The organism is Enterobacter sp. EC_64 (assembly GCF_019584165.1).
Classification (GTDB): domain Bacteria; phylum Pseudomonadota; class Gammaproteobacteria; order Enterobacterales; family Enterobacteriaceae; genus Enterobacter; species Enterobacter roggenkampii.
Genome location: NZ_VDAS01000017.1, coordinates 57,099 through 78,104, shown reverse-complemented (window position 1 = coordinate 78,104; position 21,006 = coordinate 57,099). Strand labels below are relative to the sequence as shown.

The window sequence follows — 21,006 nt, the reverse complement described above, 5'->3', positions numbered from 1 at the left end:
TAGCACAATCCGGTGCCGGGGATTAACCCGGCACCAGTGACCTGTTTGAGCGAGAATTACTCGTCTTCCAGTTCGATGTTGATACCCAGCGAACGAATCTCTTTCAACAGTACGTTGAAGGATTCTGGCATGCCTGGTTCCATCTGATGGTTGCCGTCCACGATGTTTTTATACATCTTAGTACGACCGTTCACGTCATCAGACTTAACGGTGAGCATTTCCTGCAGGGTGTATGCCGCGCCGTATGCTTCCAGCGCCCACACTTCCATCTCCCCGAAGCGCTGACCACCGAACTGTGCCTTACCACCCAGCGGCTGCTGAGTAACCAGGCTGTAAGAACCGGTAGAACGAGCGTGCATTTTGTCGTCGACCAGGTGGTTCAGTTTCAGCATGTACATGTAACCTACGGTTACCGGACGTTCGAACTGTTCACCGGTACGGCCGTCAAACAGCGTAATCTGACCAGACGTTGGCAGACCACCCAGTTGCAGCAGCTCTTTAATTTCAGCTTCTTTTGCACCGTCGAATACCGGCGTTGCAATTGGCATACCTTTGCGCAGGTTCTCTGCCAGACGCAGCACTTCTTCATCGCTGAAGGTGTTCAGGTCGACTTTCTGACGCACGTCGGTACCCAGATCGTAGGCACGCTGGATGAATTCGCGCAGTTTCGCGACTTCCTGCTGCTGTTTCAGCATGGCGTTAATCTTGTCGCCGATGCCTTTCGCAGCCATACCCAGGTGAGTTTCCAGGATCTGACCAATGTTCATACGAGACGGTACGCCCAGTGGGTTCAGTACGATATCTACCGGCGTACCGTTAGCATCGTGCGGCATATCTTCGATCGGGTTGATCTTAGAGATAACACCCTTGTTACCGTGACGACCTGCCATCTTATCACCAGGCTGGATCTGACGTTTAACAGCCAGATAGACCTTAACAATCTTCAGCACGCCTGGTGCCAGATCGTCGCCCTGAGTGATTTTGCGGCGTTTCGCTTCGAGTTTTTTCTCGAACTCGTGTTTCAGCTCGTCATACTGCTCAGCCAGCTGTTCCAGCTGATTTTGTTTCTCTTCGTCGGTCAGGCCCAGTTCCAGCCAGCGATCGCGTGGCAGTTTGTCGAGCTTCTCAGCTTCAACGCCACCGGCAACCAGCACCGCATAGATACGGCTGAACAGACCCGCTTCGAGGATCTGCAGTTCTTCAGACAGGTCTTTCTTAGCCTGTTTGAGCTGCATCTCTTCGATTTCCAGCGCACGCTTATCTTTCTCAACGCCATCACGAGTGAAGACCTGAACGTCGATAACCGTACCGGAAACACCGTTTGGTACGCGCAGAGAAGAGTCTTTAACGTCAGACGCTTTCTCACCGAAGATGGCACGCAGCAGTTTCTCTTCTGGCGTCAGCTGGGTTTCACCTTTCGGCGTAACCTTACCCACCAGAATGTCGCCGCCGGTCACTTCCGCACCGATGTAAACAATACCGGATTCATCCAGTTTGGAGAGCGCAGCTTCACCCACGTTAGGGATGTCAGCAGTGATCTCTTCTGGCCCCAGCTTGGTGTCACGGGACACACACGCCAGTTCCTGAATGTGGATGGTGGTGAAACGATCTTCCTGAACCACACGCTCGGAGACGAGGATGGAGTCTTCGAAGTTGTAACCGTTCCACGGCATGAACGCTACGCGCATGTTCTGACCGAGCGCCAGTTCACCGAGGTCGGTGGACGGACCGTCTGCCAGCACGTCGCCGCGCTCAACTGGCTCACCCAGAGATACGCAAGGCATCTGGTTGATACAGGTGTTCTGGTTAGAACGGGTGTATTTGGTCAGGTTATAAATGTCGATACCTGCTTCGCCCGGGTACATCTCGTCTTCGTTAACTTTGATAACGATACGGGAGGCATCCACGTACTGAACAGTACCGCCACGCTTAGCAACTGCAGTAACACCGGAGTCAACGGCAACAGCACGTTCCATACCGGTACCAACCAGCGGCTTATCAGCACGCAGAGTTGGAACGGCCTGACGTTGCATGTTCGCACCCATCAATGCACGGTTGGCGTCATCGTGTTCCAGGAACGGGATCAGGGACGCACCGACGGATACCACCTGCTGGGTGGATACGTCCATGTAGTCAACCTGGTCGCGGCTGAACAAGCTGGATTCGCCTTTGCTACGGCAGGTCACCAGATCTTCTACAAAGTGGCCTTCGTCATCCAGGTTGGAGTTCGCCTGAGCGATAACGTAGTTGCCTTCTTCGATAGCAGACAGGTAATGAATTTCGTCGGTAACAACACCGTCGGTCACTTTACGGTACGGGGTCTCGAGGAAACCGTATTCGTTAGTCTGTGCGTACACGGACAGGGAGTTGATCAGACCGATGTTTGGACCTTCAGGCGTTTCGATTGGACATACGCGACCGTAGTGGGTCGGGTGTACGTCTCGAACTTCGAAGCCTGCACGCTCACGGGTCAGACCGCCTGGGCCGAGTGCAGAGATACGACGCTTGTGCGTAATCTCAGACAGCGGGTTGTTCTGGTCCATGAACTGAGACAGCTGGCTGGAACCGAAGAACTCTTTCACTGCTGCAGAAATCGGCTTGGCGTTGATCATATCCTGAGGCATCAGGGTATCCAGATCGCCCAGAGACAGACGCTCTTTCACCGCACGCTCTACACGTACCAGGCCAACGCGGAACTGGTTTTCCGCCATTTCGCCTACGGAACGGATACGACGGTTGCCGAGGTGGTCGATGTCGTCCACTTCGCCTTTGCCGTTACGGATATCGATGAGCTTCTTCATCACTTCGATGATGTCGTCTTTGCTCAGGATACCGGAACCTTCGATTTCGTCGCGCAGCAGAGAACGGTTGAACTTCATACGACCAACCGCGGACAGATCGTAGCGGTCTTCGGAGAAGAACAGGTTCTCGAACAGGCTTTCAGCCGCTTCGCGAGTTGGTGGCTCACCAGGACGCATCATGCGGTAGATTTCAACCAGCGCGCTCAGACGATCGTTGGTTGGGTCGACGCGTACAGTCTCAGAGATGTACGGACCGTGGTCCAGATCGTTGGTGAACAGCGTTTCGATACGTTTGTGGCCAGCCTGACTCAGCTTAGCCAGCAGATCCAGGCTCAGCTCCATGTTAGCCGGGCAGATCAGCTCGCCAGTTGATTCATCAACGTAATCTTTCGCGGCTACTTTTCCTGCAATGTATTCAACCGGAACTTCGATGTGTTTGATATCATCTTTTTCCAGCTGGCGGATGTGGCGCGCGGTGATACGGCGACCTTTTTCCACATACACTTTGCCGTCGGCTTCGATGTCGAACGACGCGGTCTCACCACGCAGACGTTCCGGCACCAGCTCCATCTGCAGCTTGTTGTCGCGGATTTCAAAGATCACTTTCTCAAAGAACAGGTCCAGGATCTGCTCAGTGGTATAGTTCAGTGCACGCAGAATGATGGTTGCAGGCAGTTTACGACGACGGTCGATACGGACAAACAGGTTGTCTTTTGGATCGAACTCGAAGTCCAGCCAGGAACCACGGTAAGGAATGATGCGTGCGTTATACAGTACTTTACCGGAAGAGTGCGTTTTACCTTTATCGCTGTCGAAGAAGACGCCCGGGCTACGATGCAGCTGGGAAACGATAACACGCTCAGTACCGTTAATAACGAAAGTACCGTTGTCCGTCATGAGTGGAATTTCACCCATGTAGACTTCTTGCTCTTTAATGTCTTTTACGGTGCCTTCCGGCGCTTCGCGCTCGTAGATCACCAGACGCAGTTTCACGCGCAGCGGTGCGGAATAGGTCACGCCACGGATCTGACATTCCTGAACGTCAAACACCGGTTCGCCAAGGCGGTAGCTGACGTACTGCAGCTCGGAGTTACCGCTGTAGCTCTGAATCGGGAACACGGAGCGGAAGGCTGCTTCCAGACCGTACTGCCCTTCAGGATCTTGCTCGATAAACTTCTGGAACGAGTCAAGCTGGATAGAAAGGAGATATGGAATGTCCAGAACTTGTGGACGTTTACCAAAATCCTTACGAATACGTTTTTTCTCGGTATAGGAGTAAACCATAGGGTTCCTCAGCTCGCTGACAAGTCGACCCATCTGTCCGACGAAGGGACAGTTTGTGCAACACCATTTTGTGGACCGGAAAATTGAATACTTTCCGCAATACCTGTTGCTATCACGCTTAAACCATTTCATTGCGATTTACACAGAGCGAGCACCCTGTCGCAGTATATTAAGTCGTCGATAGAAACAAGCATTGAAAGACACATCGATAGTCAAACAGTGTGAAATGCTACCGAGGCCTTACAGCGCAAAAAGGCTGGTGACTAAAAAGTCACCAGCCATCAGCCTAATGACTTAGGCTGCAACCAGAAAAGTTGGCTTATTTAACTTCAACTTCAGCGCCAGCTTCTTCCAGAGATTTTTTCAGTGCTTCTGCGTCGTCTTTGCTCACGCCTTCTTTCAGCGCAGCTGGAGCAGATTCTACCAGGTCTTTAGCTTCTTTCAGACCCAGACCGGTAGCGCCACGAACAGCTTTGATTACTGCAACTTTGTTCGCGCCAGCAGCTTTCAGAATTACGTCGAATTCAGTTTTCTCTTCAGCAGCGTCAGCAGCTGGGCCCGCAGCTACAGCTACAGCAGCAGCAGCAGAAACACCGAATTTTTCTTCCATTGCAGAGATCAGCTCAACAACGTCCATTACGGACATAGCGGATACTGCTTCAATGATTTGATCTTTAGTGATAGACATTTAAATTGTTCCTGAATATCAGAATAAGTTTATACGTAAGCAGATGCTTTATAAAGATAACTGCGATTAAGCAGCTTCTTTCGCATCGCGTACAGCAGCCAGAGTACGAACCAGTTTGCCAGCCGAAGCTTCTTTCATGGTTGCCATCAGGCGTGCAATTGCTTCTTCGTAGGTCGGCAGAGTTGCCAGGCGGTCGATCTGAGACGCCGGGATCAGCTCACCTTCAAAGGCAGCGGCTTTGACCTCAAATTTTGCATTCGCTTTCGCGAACTCTTTGAACAGACGAGCAGCAGCGCCCGGGTGTTCCATAGAGTATGCAATCAGGGTCGGACCAACAAACGTGTCTTTCAGGCACTCAAAAGAGGTACCTTCAACAGCACGGCGCAGCAGGGTGTTACGAACAACACGCATGTATACGCCAGCTTCACGACCTGCTTTACGCAGTTCAGTCATTTTGTCTACAGTAACGCCACGGGAATCCGCAACTACTGCAGACAGCGCGCCTTTGGCTACTTCGCTGACTTCAGCAACAATCGCTTGTTTGTCTTGAAGATTTAAAGCCATTAGCTTTGCTCCTGGATGTTTGCCGGAACTCATGTTCCGGAACTCACTTCACTCTCCCCAACGGAAAGAGCGTCTTAATACGGTGAGCAGAAACAAGCCAGAGTATCCAAAAATAATCTTAGCGTTCTGTCACCGTCTACGCAGGGGATTAAGTCTCTTGCGAAACACCTGCGGTCTTCGACGGAGGCCTGGATTAGGCCAGGCTCCAACGAACAATTCTTTTAGCCGCTAACTTTCGTTAGCAAACGTGGGGGTAAGATTGTAGACAAAATCACCGCCCACGTAAAGGCATTAGTTTGCAGCAGCGCTCAGGCCAGCCTGGTCAACTGCAACACCTGCACCCATGGTGGTGGAGATGCTAACTTTCTTGATGTACACGCCTTTCGCCTGAGTTGGTTTTGCTTTTTTCAGCGCAACCAGCAGAGCTTCCAGGTTTTCTTTCAGTTTGTCAGCGTCAAAGTCCACTTTACCGATGGTGGTGTGGATGATGCCGTTTTTGTCGTTACGATAACGAACCTGACCTGCTTTAGCGTTCTTAACCGCTTCAGCAACGTTAGGGGTTACAGTACCCACTTTCGGGTTTGGCATCAGGCCGCGTGGACCCAGAACCTGGCCCAGCTGGCCAACAACGCGCATTGCATCTGGAGAAGCAATAACAACGTCAAAGTTCATTTCGCCTTTCTTGATCTGATCAGCCAGATCTTCCATACCTACCAGTTCAGCGCCGGCAGCTTTAGCAGCTTCAGCGTTTGCACCCTGAGCAAATACAGCTACACGTACGGAACGGCCAGTACCGTGTGGCAGTACAGTTGCGCCACGAACGTTCTGATCGGATTTACGCGCGTCGATGCCCAGGTTAACGGCAACGTCAACGCTTTCAACGAACTTAGCAGTTGCCAGTTCTTTCAGCAGAGCGATAGCTTCGTTGATGTCGTACTGTTTGGTCGCATCAACTTTGTCACGGATCACGGACATGCGCTTGGTCAGTTTAGCCATTTCTTAGTCCTCCACTACCAGGCCCATGGAACGTGCAGTACCTTCGATTGAGCGAGTCATCGCTTCAATGTCGGCACCAGTCATGTCGGCAGCTTTGGTCTGCGCGATTTCCTGCAGCTGAGCGCGGGAAATTTTACCCACTTTGTCTTTGTTCGGTTTACCGGAACCAGACTTGATACCAGCCGCTTTCTTCAGCAGAACTGCTGCAGGAGGGGTTTTGGTAACGAAAGTGAAAGAACGGTCAGCGTAAACAGTGATTACGACTGGGATTGGCAGACCTTTTTCCAGGGATTCCGTTTTTGCGTTGAACGCTTTACAGAATTCCATGATGTTCACACCCTGCTGACCCAGAGCTGGACCAACTGGTGGACTTGGGTTCGCCATACCAGCTGCAACCTGCAGCTTGACGTAGGCTTGTACTTTCTTAGCCATTCTAAAATCCTCTGATTGGGTAATAGCGCCTCAGTGAGGCTCCCCGTGAATAAAATTCGTTTTACGGGCCGGGCCCATAAAAACAAAAGGCGCGAAATTGTATTCCAATCTCGCGCCCTGTGCAACGATTAAATCGTCGCTTTTTTGATCGCTGCTTAGGCTTTTTCGACCTGCGCAAAGTCCAGTTCTACCGGGGTCGCACGACCGAAGATAGATACAGAAACTTTCAGGCGGGACTTTTCGTAGTCCACTTCTTCAACGACGCCGTTAAAGTCAGCAAACGGACCGTCATTAACACGAACCATTTCACCCGGTTCAAACAGCGTTTTCGGACGCGGCTTATCACCAACCTGCTGCAGGCGGTTCATAATCGCATCCACTTCTTTGTCGCTGATTGGCGCTGGACGGTCAGACGTGCCGCCGATAAAGCCCATCACGCGCGGTACGCTGCGCACCAGGTGCCAGCTCGCGTCGTTCATCACCATCTGAACCAGCACGTAACCCGGGAAGAATTTGCGCTCGCTTTTGCGACGCTGGCCGCCACGGATCTCGACCACTTCTTCGGTCGGAACCATAACTTCGCCAAATAACTCTTCCATGTTGTGTAATTTGATATGCTCACGCAGCGACGTTGCTACGCGGCCTTCAAAACCGGAAAACGCCTGAACGACGTACCAGCGCTTTTTAGGGGCTTCAGACATCTCAGAACCTCAGGCCAGTGATAAAGGATACCAGGCGAACCAGAATACCATCCAGTCCCCACAGGATCAGTGACATTACAGCGGTAACCGCCGCTACGATCAGCGTGGTGTGCAATGTTTCCTGGCGAGTCGGCCAAATTACCTTACGGACTTCGGTACGCGCTTCGCGAGCAAAAGCGACGGTCGCTTTGCCTTTCGTCGTCAACAGCGCGACACCACCCGCTGCAGCAATCAGAATTACCACTGCAAGCGCGCGTAGCGGCAGCATCATGTCACGATAAAGGTAGTTGCCGACAATCGCTACGATCAGCAGAACGGCTACTACTACCCATTTCATCGCTTCCAGGCCGCGCCCGCTCCCTTGAGCTTCGGTATTCGCACTCATAAACCAACCTGTCAGAAGTATTCTACAAACATTTTCACCCCGCGATTGCGAGGCAAACCAAATCGAAATGCTAATTCGCTTTTCGAATTATACGCTCTCTGCAGAGCCTGTCTCAGCAATGATTATGACAAAAATAATCACTGATGAGCCAGGTTCTGACGTGAAAGCGTGCAAAAAGGGCATCAAATGATGCCCTTTTATTGCGCATTGCGTCAAATGTTATCAGCAATTAGCCGAGAACTTTAGCAACCACGCCCGCGCCAACGGTACGGCCACCTTCACGGATTGCGAAACGCAGACCGTCGTCCATCGCGATTGGGTGGATCAGCGTCACAACCATCTTGATGTTGTCGCCTGGCATTACCATCTCAACGCCTTCTGGCAGTTCGATGGTACCGGTCACGTCAGTAGTACGGAAGTAGAACTGTGGACGGTAGCCTTTGAAGAACGGAGTATGACGGCCGCCTTCGTCTTTGGACAGGATGTACACTTCAGATTCGAACTTGGTGTGTGGCTTGATTGAGCCTGGCTTAGCCAGAACCTGACCACGTTCGATTTCTTCACGTTTGATACCACGCAGCAGAACACCAACGTTCTCACCAGCACGGCCTTCGTCCAGCAGTTTGCGGAACATTTCAACGCCAGTACAGGTAGACTTCGCAGTCTCTTTGATACCAACGATTTCAACTTCTTCACCAACTTTGATGATACCGCGCTCTACACGACCGGTAACAACGGTACCACGACCGGAGATGGAGAATACGTCTTCGATTGGCAGCAGGAATGGCTTGTCAATCGCACGCTCTGGTTCTGGGATGTAAGAATCCAGGAAGCCAGCCAGTTCGATGATTTTCGCTTCCCACTCTGCGTCGCCTTCCAGCGCTTTCAGAGCAGAACCACGAACGATTGGGGTATCGTCGCCTGGGAAATCGTACTGAGACAGCAGTTCACGAACTTCCATCTCTACCAGTTCCAGCAGCTCTTCGTCATCAACCATGTCGCATTTGTTCAGGAACACGATGATGTAAGGAACGCCTACCTGACGACCCAGCAGGATGTGCTCACGAGTCTGAGGCATTGGGCCGTCAGTCGCAGCAACAACCAGGATCGCGCCGTCCATCTGCGCAGCACCGGTGATCATGTTTTTAACATAGTCGGCGTGGCCTGGGCAGTCTACGTGTGCGTAGTGGCGAGTCGGGGTGTCGTACTCAACGTGAGAGGTGTTGATGGTGATACCACGAGCTTTTTCTTCTGGTGCGTTATCGATCTGGTCGAATGCACGAGCAGAACCACCGTAGGTTTTTGCCAGAACGGTAGTGATTGCAGCGGTCAGCGTTGTTTTACCATGGTCAACGTGGCCGATAGTACCGACGTTAACGTGCGGTTTTGTACGTTCAAACTTTTCTTTAGACATCGATTGTCCCTCTAAGACACGGATAAATCGGTGATATCACCACATCAACCAGGCGAAATGCCTGAATTGTTGAATACAGTAAAATTGAAACAGAGAGAAACGGGAAGGAGAAGTGAAGTGGTGCTGATACCCAGAGTCGAACTGGGGACCTCACCCTTACCAAGGGTGCGCTCTACCAACTGAGCCATATCAGCACGTATTGGAGCGGGCAGCGGGAATCGAACCCGCATCATCAGCTTGGAAGGCTGAGGTAATAGCCATTATACGATGCCCGCATCCTGAAACTCGGCTACCCAGTTCTTTCTGTAACAAAAAAAGAGATTTCTCTCTTTTTCAGTTTGAGCTGGCTAATTTTTCCAACCAGCTCCGGCGGCATTTACGCTGCCAGAAAGTGGTGGTGGGGGAAGGATTCGAACCTTCGAAGTCTGTGACGGCAGATTTACAGTCTGCTCCCTTTGGCCGCTCGGGAACCCCACCGGACTTGATGGTGCCGACTACCGGAATCGAACTGGTGACCTACTGATTACAAGTCAGTTGCTCTACCTACTGAGCTAAGTCGGCATCAAGTAGCGCGCATTCTATGGATACCTGCGCGGTCATGCAACTAAAAATTTGCATAAAACGTTCTTTCGCTCACATTTTATGCTAACAGCGTGTTGAGCGCTGTAAAAGTAGTCATTCACGGTCAAATAATCAACATGTAAGGGGTATTTGCACTGTAAACACCGTAGCGTGACGGCCTCCGCGTAACGCAGCGCTTTCCATCTTTTTTCTTATTATTCCTGTCATCTGGTGTTAACCTCCTGCCCATTGTCCAAAATTAACTGTGTGATGAGCCACGATCCGGCAGTTTAATGCTGGCTCACTGAAGCATGCTTATGAGCAAAAAAGAGCAAACGTTAATGACGCCTTATCTTCACTTTAACCGCAGCCAGTGGGCTGCCCTGCGTGATTCCGTCCCTATGACGCTGACGGAAGGTGAAATCGCACGGTTAAAAGGGATAAACGAAGATCTGTCCCTTGAAGAAGTGGCAGAAATTTATCTCCCCCTCTCGCGCTTGCTTAACTTCTATATCAGCTCGAACCTGCGTCGTCAGGCGGTGCTGGAGCAGTTTCTCGGGACGAACGGTCAACGCATTCCTTATATCATCAGTATCGCAGGCAGCGTGGCCGTGGGTAAAAGCACCACCGCACGCGTCCTGCAGGCACTGTTGAGCCGCTGGCCGGAACACCGCAGCGTGGAGCTGATCACGACCGACGGCTTCCTGCATCCGAACGAAGTATTAAAAGAACGCGGGCTGATGAAGAAGAAAGGCTTCCCGCTCTCTTATGATATGCACCGTCTGGTGAAGTTTGTCTCCGATCTGAAATCCGGCGTGCCTCACGTGACGGCGCCGGTCTATTCGCACCTGATCTACGATCGCATCCCGGGTGGGGATAAGACGGTGGTCCAGCCGGATATTCTCATTCTGGAAGGTCTCAACGTGCTGCAAAGCGGCATGGACTATCCTCACGATCCGCATCACGTCTTTGTCTCGGATTTCGTCGATTTCTCTATTTATGTCGATGCGCCGGAAGACCTGCTGCAGAACTGGTACATCAACCGCTTCCTGAAGTTCCGCGAAGGGGCATTCACCGATCCGGATTCCTATTTCCACCACTATGCTCAGCTTTCTGAAGAAGAAGCGATCAATGTGGCGACGGGGCTGTGGAATGAGATCAACTATGTGAATCTTAAAGAGAACATCCTGCCGACGCGCGAGCGTGCGAGCCTGATCCTCACCAAGAGCGAGAAGCACGCCGTCGACCAGATTCGCCTGCGGAAATAATAAAGCAGACATAAAAAAACCGGCTTAGCGCCGGTTTTTTTCGTTATGCGTGTGGCTTCTCGCCATTTTCATCCTGATCGACCGCGAAGCAGGCCACCAGCTGCCCCCCATACTCCTTTAAGTGCGGCTGTAGCTGGGTGCAGGGGCCAAAGCGGCGGCTGCAGCGGGCGTTGAATGCACATCCCGGCGGCGGATTCAGCGGGCTTGGCAGCTCTCCCGTCAGCTTTATGCGCTCACGACGATCGTCCGGGTTCAGACGCGGCGTCGCAGACAGCAGCGCCTGGGTGTACGGGTGACGAGGGTTATTAAAGATCTGGTCTTTGGTCCCCTTCTCCACGCAGCGCCCCAGGTACATCACCATCACTTCATCGGCAATATGCTCCACCACCGACAGGTCGTGGGAGATGAACACGTAGGAGAGCCCCAGCTCCTGCTGGAGATCCATCATCAGGTTCAGCACCTGCGCCCGTACGGAGACGTCGAGCGCTGAAACAGGTTCATCGGCAATCACCACGTCCGGGTCAAGCATCAGCCCGCGTGCGATGGCGATACGCTGACGCTGGCCGCCGGAGAACATGTGCGGGTAGCGGTCATAGTGCTCGGTTTTGAGGCCGACCTTCGCCATCATCGCCAGCGCTTTTTCACGGCGCTGCTCTTTGCTCAGATTGCTGTTAATCAGCAGCGGCTCTTCCAGAATCTGCCCCACCTTTTTACGCGGGTTCAGCGAACCGTACGGGTTCTGGAACACAATCTGGATTTTCTGGCGACGCAGCTTCTGCGCCTGCGGGTCGTGCTTGAGCAGATCCTGCCCCTGATAATAGAGCTCGCCGCCGGTCGGCACTTCAATCATCGTCAGCAGACGGCCCAGCGTGGATTTCCCGCAGCCGGACTCCCCCACCACCGCCAGCGTTTTACCGCGTTCGAGGTTAAAGGAGACGCCGTCCAGCGCTTTCACCAGGCGTTCAGGGGCAAACAGCCCCTTCTTCACCGGGTAATATTTTTTCAGGTCGATGGCCTGCAACAGCGGCTGTTGCGTGGTGGCCTGTTGCGTACTCATAGTGTTGGCCTCCCGGCATCATCGAGTGGGTAGTGGCATTTCGACTGACGACCGTCAGCCAGCTGGTTCAGCTCTGGTTCTTCCGCCCGGCATTTGTCCGTCGCATACGGACAGCGCGGATTAAGCAGACAGCCCTGCGGACGGTCATATTTGCCCGGCACCACACCCGGCAGCGACGCCAGACGCGCTTTATCCTGAGCAAACTCCGGCAGCGCGCGTAAAAGCGCCTGGGTATACGGGTGACGCGGCGCGCGGAAGATATCGTGTGAATTTCCGGTCTCGACCACCTGGCCGGCATACATCACGATGATTTTGTGCGCAGCTTCAGCCACCAGCGCCAGATCGTGCGTAATCAGCACCAGCGCCATGTTCTCTTTCTGCTGCAGCTCCAGCAGCAGCTCGATGATTTGCGCCTGGATGGTCACATCCAGCGCCGTCGTCGGTTCATCGGCAATCAGCAGCTTTGGCCGACAGGCAATCGCCATGGCGATCATCACGCGCTGGCTCATCCCGCCTGAAAGCTGGTGCGGGTAAACGTCCAGACGCGATGCCGGGTCAGGAATGCCCACCTGGTTCAGCAGGTCGATCGCCCGCTGACGACGCGTTTTCTTATTCCCGCCCTGGTGCACCTTGATTGCTTCCATAATCTGGAAACCGACGGTGTAGCACGGGTTCAGGCTGGTCATCGGATCCTGGAAAATCATCGCCACTTCCGCGCCCACCAGCTGGCGGCGCTGTTTCTCAGAAATGCGCTTCAGGTCCTGACCGTTGAACTGCAGGTTTTCCGCCATCACGCGGCCCGGGTAATCAATCAGCCCCATGATCGCCAGTGAACTCACTGACTTACCGGAACCGGACTCCCCGACAATGCCAACCACTTCGCCCTGATTTACGCTGTAGCTGATGCGGTCCACGGCGCGAAACGGGGTGCCTTCATCGCCGAAGTGCACCGATAATTTATCTACATTTAATAACGCCATCTCGTGCCTCTTACTGCTTCAGTTTGGGATCAAGCGCATCACGCAGGCCATCACCCATCAGGTTAAATGCCAGCACCGTCAGCAGGATTGCCAGACCCGGGAAGGTGACAACCCACCAGGCGCTTTGTGCGAACTGCAACACGTCGGAGAGCATGGTGCCCCACTCCGGTGTTGGCGGCTGCGCACCCATGCCCAGGAAGCCAAGAGCGGCCATATCAAGAATGGCGTTAGAGAAACCGAGCGACGCCTGAACGATCAGCGGCGCAAGGCAGTTCGGGAAGATATTGACGAACATCTGGCGCATCGCACCGGCACCCGCCACGCGAGAGGCGGTGACGTAATCGCGGTTCACTTCCACCAGCACCGCCGCACGGGTTAAACGCACGTAGTGAGGAAGCGCCACGAACGTCAGCGCCAGGGCGGCGTTACCGATCGACGGACCGAAGATCGCCACCAGCACCAGGGCCAGCAGCAGGCTTGGCAGCGCCAGCATGATGTCGACGATACGCATGATGATGTTATCAACGATACCGCCGAAGTAGCCGGCAACCAGACCCAGTACGATCCCCATAATCAGGGATAACACCACCACCAGGCAGCCGACCAGCAGCGACAGGCGCGCACCGTACATCAGACGCGACAGCACATCGCGGCCCACATCATCGGTCCCCAGCAGGTGCGCCAGGCTACCGCCATCCTGCCAGGCAGGCGGGGCGAGCAGCGCATCGCGGAACTGATCCGCCGGGTTATACGGCGCGAGGACGTTCGCAAACACCGCGATCAGGATCATGATAGCGACATACACCAGCCCCACCACCGCGCCTTTGTTGCGCTTGAAGTAGTGCCAGAACTCCTGCATCGGCGTCATCGGAACCGGTGCAGCAACAACTTTGTTTTCAGAAACCTGTGACATGATGGCCCCTTACTTCTTATGACGAATACGCGGGTTCACCACGCCGTACAGCAAATCGACCAGCAGGTTGACGAGGATAATCATCGTCGCGACCAGCAGCACACCGCCCTGCACCACCGGATAGTCACGGCGTTGCAGCGCGTCAATCAGCCAGCGACCCAGGCCCGGCCAGGAGAAGATGGTTTCGGTCAGGATCGCCCCCGCCAGCAATGTCCCCACCTGGAGACCGATAACGGTCACCACCGGCAGCATGGCGTTACGCAGCGCATGGACGATGATAACGCGCATACGCGTCAGGCCCTTGGCGCGCGCGGTGCGGATATAATCCTCACCCAGCACTTCCAGCATCGATGAACGGGTCATACGCACGATCACCGCCAGAGGAATGGTGCCCAGCACCATGGCAGGCAGGATCATATGCGCGACGGCATCCATGAAGTTGCCCTCTTCGCCCCAGATAGCCGTATCAATCAGCATAAAGCCGGTGAGCGGGTTGGAGTCATCCAGGAATACCATATCGCTGACGCGCCCGGAGACCGGTGTCAGGTTAAGCTGCACCGAGACCAGCATGATCAGCATCATGCCCCACCAGAAGATAGGCATGGAGTAGCCGGTCAGCGCCAGGCCCACAGCGGTGTGGTCAAAAATAGAGCCACGCTTAACGGCAGCCAGTACCCCGACAGGAATACCCACCGCGGTGGCGAAAATCATGGCGCAGACGCCAAGCTCCAGCGTCGCTTTAAAACGCGGCACGAACTCGTCCCACACCGGAAGACGGCTTTTCAGCGAAATCCCTAAATCACCGTGCAGCACGCCCCAGATATAGTGGAGATACTGCTGCCACATTGGCTTATCGAGGCCGAGTTCAGCCAGCAGCTGTGCATGGCGCTCAGGGGAAATACCACGCTCGCCCGCCATAATCATTACCGGGTCGCCGGGGATCATATGGACGAAGGCAAAAGTGAGAAGGGTGATACCGATAAACGTGGGGATAACAAGTCCCAGACGTCGGAGGATGAACTGCAACATAACCCGGATTCTCTCTGATGACGCACGACCAGTGGCGTGACGTCTGTATTGCTCACAAATCTTATCCCCTCTCCTTTCAGAGAGAGAATTAAGCACTGCTGCCGGGTGGCGCTACGCTTACCCGGCCTACATACCGTAGGCCAGTGCAAGCGCAGCGCCGCCTGGCGTTGCTTTTAATTATTCAACCGATACGTTTTCGAAGTGGTGTTTGCCCAGCGGATCAACCACGTAGCCTTTCACTTCTTTACGCACTGGCTCGTACACGGTGGAGTGAGCAACAATCAGCGCCGGAGCCTGATCGTGCATAACAACCTGCGCCTGCTTGTACAGTTCAATACGTTTGTTGTGATCGTCGGTCGCACGCGCCGGCTGGATCAGGTCTTCAAACGGCTTGTAGCACCAGCGAGAGTAGTTAGAACCGTCTTTCGCTGCAGCACAGCTGAACAGGGTAGCGAAGAAGTTGTCCGGATCCCCGTTGTCACCGGTCCAGCCCATCATCACTGCCTGGTGCTCACCCGCTTTGGCGCGCTTCAGGTACTCGCCCCACTCGTAGGTCACAATCTTGGCCTGTACGCCAATCTTCGCCCAGTCAGCCTGAACCATTTCTGCCATACGGCGTGCGTTCGGGTTGTACGGACGCTGTACCGGCATCGCCCACAGCTCAACGGTGAAGCCTTTATCCTGGCCCGCTTCTTTCAGCAGCGCTTTCGCTTTCTCAGGATCGTAGGAGTAATCTTTAACGTCGTCGTTATAGCCCCACATGGTTGGTGGGATCAGGTTTTTGGCTGCAACGCCAGCGCCCTGGTAAACCGCCTTGATAATCGCTTCTTTGTTCACCGCGTAGGTCAGCGCCTGACGCACTTTCACGTCATCAAACGGTTTCTTCTCGGTGTTGAAGGAGAGATAGCCCACGTTCAGGCCAGCCTGCTCCAGCAGGTTGATGTTCTTATCCTGCTTCATGCGGGCGATGTCAGCCGGGTTCGGGTATGGCATCACCTGGCATTCGTTTTTCTGCAGTTTTGCATAACGTACTGACGCATCAGGCGTGATGGAGAAGACCAGACGATCAATCTTCGGCTTGGTGCCCCAGTAGCCTTCGAATGCTTTATACAGAATACGGGAGTCTTTCTGGTACTGCAGCAGCTGGAATGGACCGGTACCGATTGGGTTCAGGTCGACTTTTTCCGGCGTACCGGCTTTCAGCATGTTGTCCGCGTACTCTTTGGAGAGAATTGAGGCGAAGTCCATGGCCAGGTCAGCCAGGAACGGTGCTTCCGGACGCGTCAGCACGAACTGAACGGTATTATCGTCCACTTTTTTCACTTCAGAGATCAGATCCGGCAGACCCATCCCTTCGAAGTATTCATAGCTGCCGCCAGAGACTTTGTGGTACGGGTTCTGAGCGTTTTTCTGACGGTCGAAGGAGAACACAACGTCGTCGGCGTTAAAGTCGCGCGTTGGTTTGAATTCTTTGCTGTCCTGCCACTTCACGCCCTTGCGCAGGTGGAAGGTGTAGGTTTTACCGTCTTCGCTGACGTCCCACTTCTCGGCCAGACCCGGAATCACTTCCGTGGTGCCGGTTTTGAATTCAACCAGACGGTTATAGATCGGTACAGAGCTTGCGTCGTAAGTCGTACCAGAGGTAAAGAGCTGTGGGTTAAAGCCTTCCGGCGAGCCTTCAGAACAGTAAACCAGGGTTTTTGCCTGTACGCTTGCTGCCACGGTCATAGCCACCAGGCTCAGACCAAGCTTCAGCATCCCTGACTTCTTCAAGGAAATACTCATTATTCTGCTCCAATGTGATGTTTTGCTTTGTTGTGTTACGCCGCCAGACCTTTATTTATTTTTTACCCGGTCCGGTCGGAGGTGCCCGAAGGCGTTAAAGGGATGGAGAATCCTTTCAGAAGAGCGTTTGAGTTGCAGCGCAGATCGTCCCTGAAATGCCCCTCATGCCCTACAATCTGTCAACAGAATGTGAAAACGTCAATACAGGTGACGGGGATTTACGCTGAGTGTGAGAAACCGCAAACAAAGATTAAAAAAACCATGAGCGTCAGTTTTCAGCAGGGAAATTTATGCTACTCGCCATGTTGCAGCACAACTATCTTCATATTTCGCAACAATCAGTGATTAACTTTTATTCAGAATGGGTAAATTTTCTTGCAGAATGGTGATTATCTGAGCACTAAATACCGCGAACGTTAAAACGCACAGCGAAAAATGCTGAGGTTATCCATAAGCAACGCGAAAAAAGATCAATCTATATATAAAAAAATACAATGGATTATGTCACAAAATCGTTAACAGGCAGGGAGAAGCGGGCGTAAGGGGCGTTTTGATTACTCTGAAGAGCTAAGGCCATAATGCAAAAAGGGCTAACCTTACGGTTAGCCCTTTTCAGAATGTGGTCGGCGAGAGAGGATTCGAACCTCCGACCCACTGGTCCCAAACCAGTTGCGCTACCAAGCTGCGCTACTCGCCGAATGCGGAGCGCATCTTACTGCTGAGGTGCGCCCCCGTCAATCCCTTATTTTCAAAAAGCCATTCAACTGGCGATATTCTCGCCAGAGCAGCTACTGCGCGGCTTTTGCGCTGTTGTCAGGGAGTTTACACCAGTTGTTGTTTTCGTTAATCCCACCGTTCGGTGAGGTGTAGCCGAGACAACCCATAATGGTGTCGTACAGCTCAACGTGACGACGCGGCACCTTCATTTCCGCCTCTTTCTTCAGATGGGCAAACATCTTCGCTTTCTCCGGGTCTTCCAGATACTTATCGGACATCCACACCATCATTGGCACGCGGAACTGCTCGGGCGGCGCCATCTTGCGTGGCGTACCGTGCAGATGCTCGAACTCATTGATAGATTCACCGTGGTCCGCCGCATAGAAGACAATAGCCTTCTTATCGCGAACCTGGTCAATCACCGAATCAATAAAGTGATCCACATACATCACGGAGTTGTCATAAGAGTTAATCAACTGGGCTTTGGTGCAGTCTTTATCCACTCCGACGCACTCCGGCGTCCATTTGGCAAAGCTGCGCGGGTAGCGCTGCGTGTAGTTAAAGTGCGACCCTTTGGTATGAAGGATGATCATATGCTTACCATCAGGATTCCCGTTGAGTGAGAGTTTCATCTCATCAATCAGCAACATGTCATCGACAGGTTTGCCACGGTTGCGCGCCTCTGCGCCAATCTGCTCGCGGTAGGAGATGTTTTGCGCCATGGTGTTGCTGTAGAACCACATCTCACTCTGCATCGCATAGAGATCGGAGGTAAACCCAAGCTGATGCAGCACCGAGAAGACGTTTTGCTCTTTTAGCGTACGCTGCGGGTTATCGCTCGCCCCGCCCTCGCGCACAAACATGCAGCGCAGGGAAAGCTTGGTGGCGGTATCACAGGAATAGCCACGATAGGCAATCAGGTTCTTTTCCTGCGCCAGTTTAGGCGTGGTATCACGGTTATAGCCGAGAATGCCCATATGATCCCAGCGTGTGGTCTCTCCGATAATAAAGACGACGTAGGTATCGTCGATATCCTTTGGCGCCACATAGGTAAACTTCTTCGCCGGGTTTATCAGCGACTTATTATCCGAGGACTCATCCACCTGCGCCCACGCATACAGCCCCAGCGCGGAGATCCAGTTAGACGGTAAATAAGAGTTGGCAACCACGCCACCGTAGCTCGGCATATCCACGCCGGAGGTACGCTCATCATTCTTCTGCTTCACCTCCAGCAGACGAATCGGCCCCCAGACCATCAGGCCCGCCAGCAGCACCACGGCGACGCTTCTGAATCGCTTTCCTGGCGTGCGGATCTGGTGAACAAGGGTATAGCGGCAGCGGTTGCTCCAGATGAGCAGCAGCGGCAAGGCGCTGACGGCCACCAGCCAGAGGATAAAGTGGAGCCCTACAACCTCTTTAGAGAGGTCGATATCCGTGGTCATCACCGAGGCAATAATGCCGTAGCCAATCACCACGTTCATAAAAGTCATGTAATAGCTGGCACCCGCCGAGCACAGCACGATAAACGTTGCCAGCACTCGCCACACGCGACGGCCAAACAGGGTAAGAATACGGAATAAAAAGAAGGTGACCAGTACCGCAGCGACCAATTCGACAACCGCTGCAATTCCTTTCCAGACGGTAAAATCATGCGCGTAACCGTCAAACCGACGGAAAAAAACTGCGCCGTTCATAAACAGGCCGATGTACAACGCCAGCAAAAAGCAGAGCTTTTGTTGCGCCATCGATTTAATGTATTTCATGCAAGCTACCCGGAAAAAGGGACAGTACCGCCGCCCACCTCGATTAAAAAGTGGGCAGATTAGACATACGCTCAGGGGATCGTTCAATGAAACGTCTACAGGCGTGGTAAGTAGACCACAGGGAAGCGGAAAAGTGGCAGCAGAGAGTGTGATCAGTACAGTTATTTACAAAAAAGCAAATCCAAAAACAGACAAAATCGCTTTATTTCCAGGTTAAGAAACTAAAAAGGCCGGATTACCGGCCTTTCTCGTCGCGATTATGCATGAACTTCTTTAAAAACTTCACGTTGCGGCTGGCGAATCGTGGTTGACAGCGCCAGGGAGATAATCAGCAAGGCAAATATCACGCAGAAGGTTACGTAGAACCCGCCGAACAGGGAAGCAATCAGCGAGCCACAGATACTGCCGATCCCGAAGCCCAGATAGATCACGCCGTAGTTTTTCGCCAGATTGTTCAGGCCAAAGAACTCGCTCACCAGTGACGGGAAGACGGTAATGGTGCCGCCGAAGTTAAAGGCCACGCAGGCAATTGCCGCGAAGAAGGTGGCTTCATTCAGCGGAGCGAACAGCAGCGCCGCCATACCGACCAGCGAAACCACCTGCCCAATCGTAATCACGCGGATGCGGGCGATTTTGTCGGACAGAATACCGAGGACCAGACGACCGGAGAGGTTAGCAATGGAGATGACGGTCACCGCGTTGGCCGCCGTGGCAGCATCCAGTTTCACCATCCCCTGCGCGATATCTTTCGCGACGCCGATGACATACAGGCCGCTCATGCAGGCCGTCAGAAACATCACCGCCAGCATCCAGTACTGAGGTTTACGCATGGACTGCGCGAGGGTGAAATCATTCTCCACCACGCCATTCACGGATTTCACTTCCTGCTGCGGCGCATCCTTCATCAGCGTGGCGCCAAACAGAATCATCACCAGCACGATTGCGCCCCAGATCATAAAGGTTTTTTCGAGACCGACGGACGCCAGCAGATGGGCATCGATAAATTTGAACCCGAGGCTGCCCAAACCATAAGAACCAATGGCAAACGCCGAGATTAAGCCTTTACGTTCCGGGAACCACTTCACGCAGTTTGACAGCGTCAGCAGATAGCCCGCGCCGTCCGCCAGTCCCACCAGCACGCCCGCACTCAGCCAGAGCATCATCAGATTGCTGGAATGCGCGGTCAGGAAAAAGCCCAGTCCCAGCAGGATGCCGGACGCCATGGTCACGCGCTTCACGCCAAAACGCTCCTGCAGCTTGCCCGCGACGGAAGATGAAATCGCCAGACCCAGACTCAGCAAACCAAAGGAGAACGCGACCTGGCTGACCGGTGCGCCGAGTTTGTCAGAAAGCGCACTGTTAAACAGGCTCCAGGTATAGACCGATCCCAGCGCAAACTGAGTGACGATGGTGCCAAAGAGCGTGAGCCAGCGCGTGCGGTTATAGGTTGATGTGTTCATGGCAGTTGTCCTGCAAGATAAATTGAGGGAATTCGCTGAGGACAACGATAAACAAAACCTCAATATGCCTGGGGTAAAACGGCATGAAATGCAGGCGGAACGGAATGAAATGCCTGGAATCGGGAATGAATGACCTGGCACGGGAATAAAGCGACAGCGTGTTAGTATCTGCTATCGCTGTAAAGCCCGTGGTTATTGTATTCGAGAT

General features: G+C 53.3%; 16 protein-coding genes and 5 tRNA genes. 1 reads left to right on the top strand and 20 read right to left on the bottom strand.

Annotated features, from left to right (window positions below; translation table 11 throughout):
- Positions 1-56 precede the first annotated feature (56 nt).
- The 12 genes from rpoB to FHC52_RS14960 all read right to left on the bottom strand — a co-directional run bounded on the left by rpoB (position 57) and on the right by FHC52_RS14960 (position 9,826).
- Positions 57-4,085: a DNA-directed RNA polymerase subunit beta gene (rpoB, locus tag FHC52_RS15015; protein ID WP_008503453.1), complete on the bottom strand. Its 4,029-nt coding sequence runs from the start codon at positions 4,083-4,085 to the stop codon at positions 57-59.
- A 319-nt stretch (positions 4,086-4,404) separates the two neighbouring features.
- Positions 4,405-4,773 (bottom strand): 50S ribosomal protein L7/L12, encoded by a 369-nt coding sequence (rplL, locus tag FHC52_RS15010; RefSeq protein ID WP_013095002.1) that lies wholly within the window; start codon positions 4,771-4,773, stop codon positions 4,405-4,407.
- A gap of 66 nt (positions 4,774-4,839) precedes the next feature.
- Positions 4,840-5,337 (bottom strand): 50S ribosomal protein L10, encoded by a 498-nt coding sequence (gene rplJ, locus FHC52_RS15005; RefSeq protein WP_013095001.1) that lies wholly within the window; start codon positions 5,335-5,337, stop codon positions 4,840-4,842.
- Between the two features lie 291 nt (positions 5,338-5,628).
- On the bottom strand, positions 5,629-6,333 hold the full coding sequence (gene rplA, locus FHC52_RS15000; RefSeq protein WP_006810530.1) for a 50S ribosomal protein L1: 705 nt from the start codon (positions 6,331-6,333) through the stop codon (positions 5,629-5,631).
- Positions 6,334-6,336: 3 nt separating this feature from the next.
- Positions 6,337-6,765, bottom strand: coding sequence for a 50S ribosomal protein L11 (rplK, locus tag FHC52_RS14995; RefSeq protein ID WP_008503452.1), 429 nt, complete (start codon positions 6,763-6,765; stop codon positions 6,337-6,339).
- Between the two features lie 155 nt (positions 6,766-6,920).
- Complete coding sequence (nusG, locus tag FHC52_RS14990) at positions 6,921-7,466, bottom strand: transcription termination/antitermination protein NusG (protein ID WP_003862341.1); 546 nt, start codon at positions 7,464-7,466, stop codon at positions 6,921-6,923.
- A 1-nt stretch (position 7,467) separates the two neighbouring features.
- The gene (gene secE, locus FHC52_RS14985; protein ID WP_003862342.1) at positions 7,468-7,851 is read right to left on the bottom strand and encodes a preprotein translocase subunit SecE; all 384 of its coding nucleotides are present in this window, start codon (positions 7,849-7,851) and stop codon (positions 7,468-7,470) included.
- 229 nt (positions 7,852-8,080) lie between these two features.
- Complete coding sequence (tuf, locus tag FHC52_RS14980; RefSeq protein ID WP_014830236.1) at positions 8,081-9,265, bottom strand: elongation factor Tu; 1,185 nt, start codon at positions 9,263-9,265, stop codon at positions 8,081-8,083.
- A 118-nt stretch (positions 9,266-9,383) separates the two neighbouring features.
- Positions 9,384-9,459 (bottom strand) — tRNA-Thr (locus tag FHC52_RS14975).
- Between the two features lie 6 nt (positions 9,460-9,465).
- Positions 9,466-9,540 (bottom strand) — tRNA-Gly (locus FHC52_RS14970).
- A 117-nt stretch (positions 9,541-9,657) separates the two neighbouring features.
- Positions 9,658-9,742: transfer RNA gene (locus FHC52_RS14965), tRNA-Tyr, on the bottom strand.
- 8 nt (positions 9,743-9,750) lie between these two features.
- Positions 9,751-9,826 (bottom strand) — tRNA-Thr (locus FHC52_RS14960).
- Between the two features lie 317 nt (positions 9,827-10,143).
- On the opposite strand from FHC52_RS14960, the gene coaA reads away from it, so the two are divergent.
- On the top strand, positions 10,144-11,094 hold the full coding sequence (gene coaA / locus FHC52_RS14955; RefSeq protein ID WP_021242480.1) for a type I pantothenate kinase: 951 nt from the start codon (positions 10,144-10,146) through the stop codon (positions 11,092-11,094).
- Between the two features lie 43 nt (positions 11,095-11,137).
- On the opposite strand, the gene dppF is transcribed toward coaA, so the two are convergent.
- From dppF to FHC52_RS14915, 8 genes are all read right to left on the bottom strand, one after another.
- Positions 11,138-12,151: a dipeptide ABC transporter ATP-binding subunit DppF gene (gene dppF / locus FHC52_RS14950; RefSeq protein ID WP_220420129.1), complete on the bottom strand. Its 1,014-nt coding sequence runs from the start codon at positions 12,149-12,151 to the stop codon at positions 11,138-11,140.
- Entirely contained in the window at positions 12,148-13,131 is a 984-nt protein-coding gene (dppD, locus tag FHC52_RS14945; RefSeq protein ID WP_008502772.1) for a dipeptide ABC transporter ATP-binding protein, read from the bottom strand. The genes dppF and dppD overlap by 4 nt, the downstream gene beginning before the upstream one ends.
- Positions 13,132-13,141: 10 nt before the next feature.
- A complete protein-coding gene (gene dppC / locus FHC52_RS14940) occupies positions 13,142-14,044 on the bottom strand; it encodes a dipeptide ABC transporter permease DppC (protein WP_008502771.1) in 903 nt (300 codons plus the stop codon).
- A 9-nt stretch (positions 14,045-14,053) separates the two neighbouring features.
- A complete protein-coding gene (gene dppB, locus FHC52_RS14935; RefSeq protein WP_008502770.1) occupies positions 14,054-15,073 on the bottom strand; it encodes a dipeptide ABC transporter permease DppB in 1,020 nt (339 codons plus the stop codon).
- 177 nt (positions 15,074-15,250) lie between these two features.
- The gene (dppA, locus tag FHC52_RS14930; RefSeq protein WP_008502769.1) at positions 15,251-16,858 is read right to left on the bottom strand and encodes a dipeptide ABC transporter periplasmic-binding protein DppA; all 1,608 of its coding nucleotides are present in this window, start codon (positions 16,856-16,858) and stop codon (positions 15,251-15,253) included.
- A gap of 620 nt (positions 16,859-17,478) precedes the next feature.
- A tRNA-Pro gene (locus tag FHC52_RS14925) sits at positions 17,479-17,555 on the bottom strand.
- A 91-nt stretch (positions 17,556-17,646) separates the two neighbouring features.
- Positions 17,647-19,338 (bottom strand): kdo(2)-lipid A phosphoethanolamine 7''-transferase, encoded by a 1,692-nt coding sequence (gene eptB, locus FHC52_RS14920; RefSeq protein WP_008502768.1) that lies wholly within the window; start codon positions 19,336-19,338, stop codon positions 17,647-17,649.
- Between the two features lie 257 nt (positions 19,339-19,595).
- Positions 19,596-20,798 carry an MFS transporter gene (locus tag FHC52_RS14915; RefSeq protein ID WP_008502767.1) on the bottom strand — a complete coding sequence of 401 codons (1,203 nt, stop codon included), beginning with the start codon at positions 20,796-20,798 and terminating at the stop codon, positions 19,596-19,598.
- Positions 20,799-21,006 lie beyond the last annotated feature (208 nt).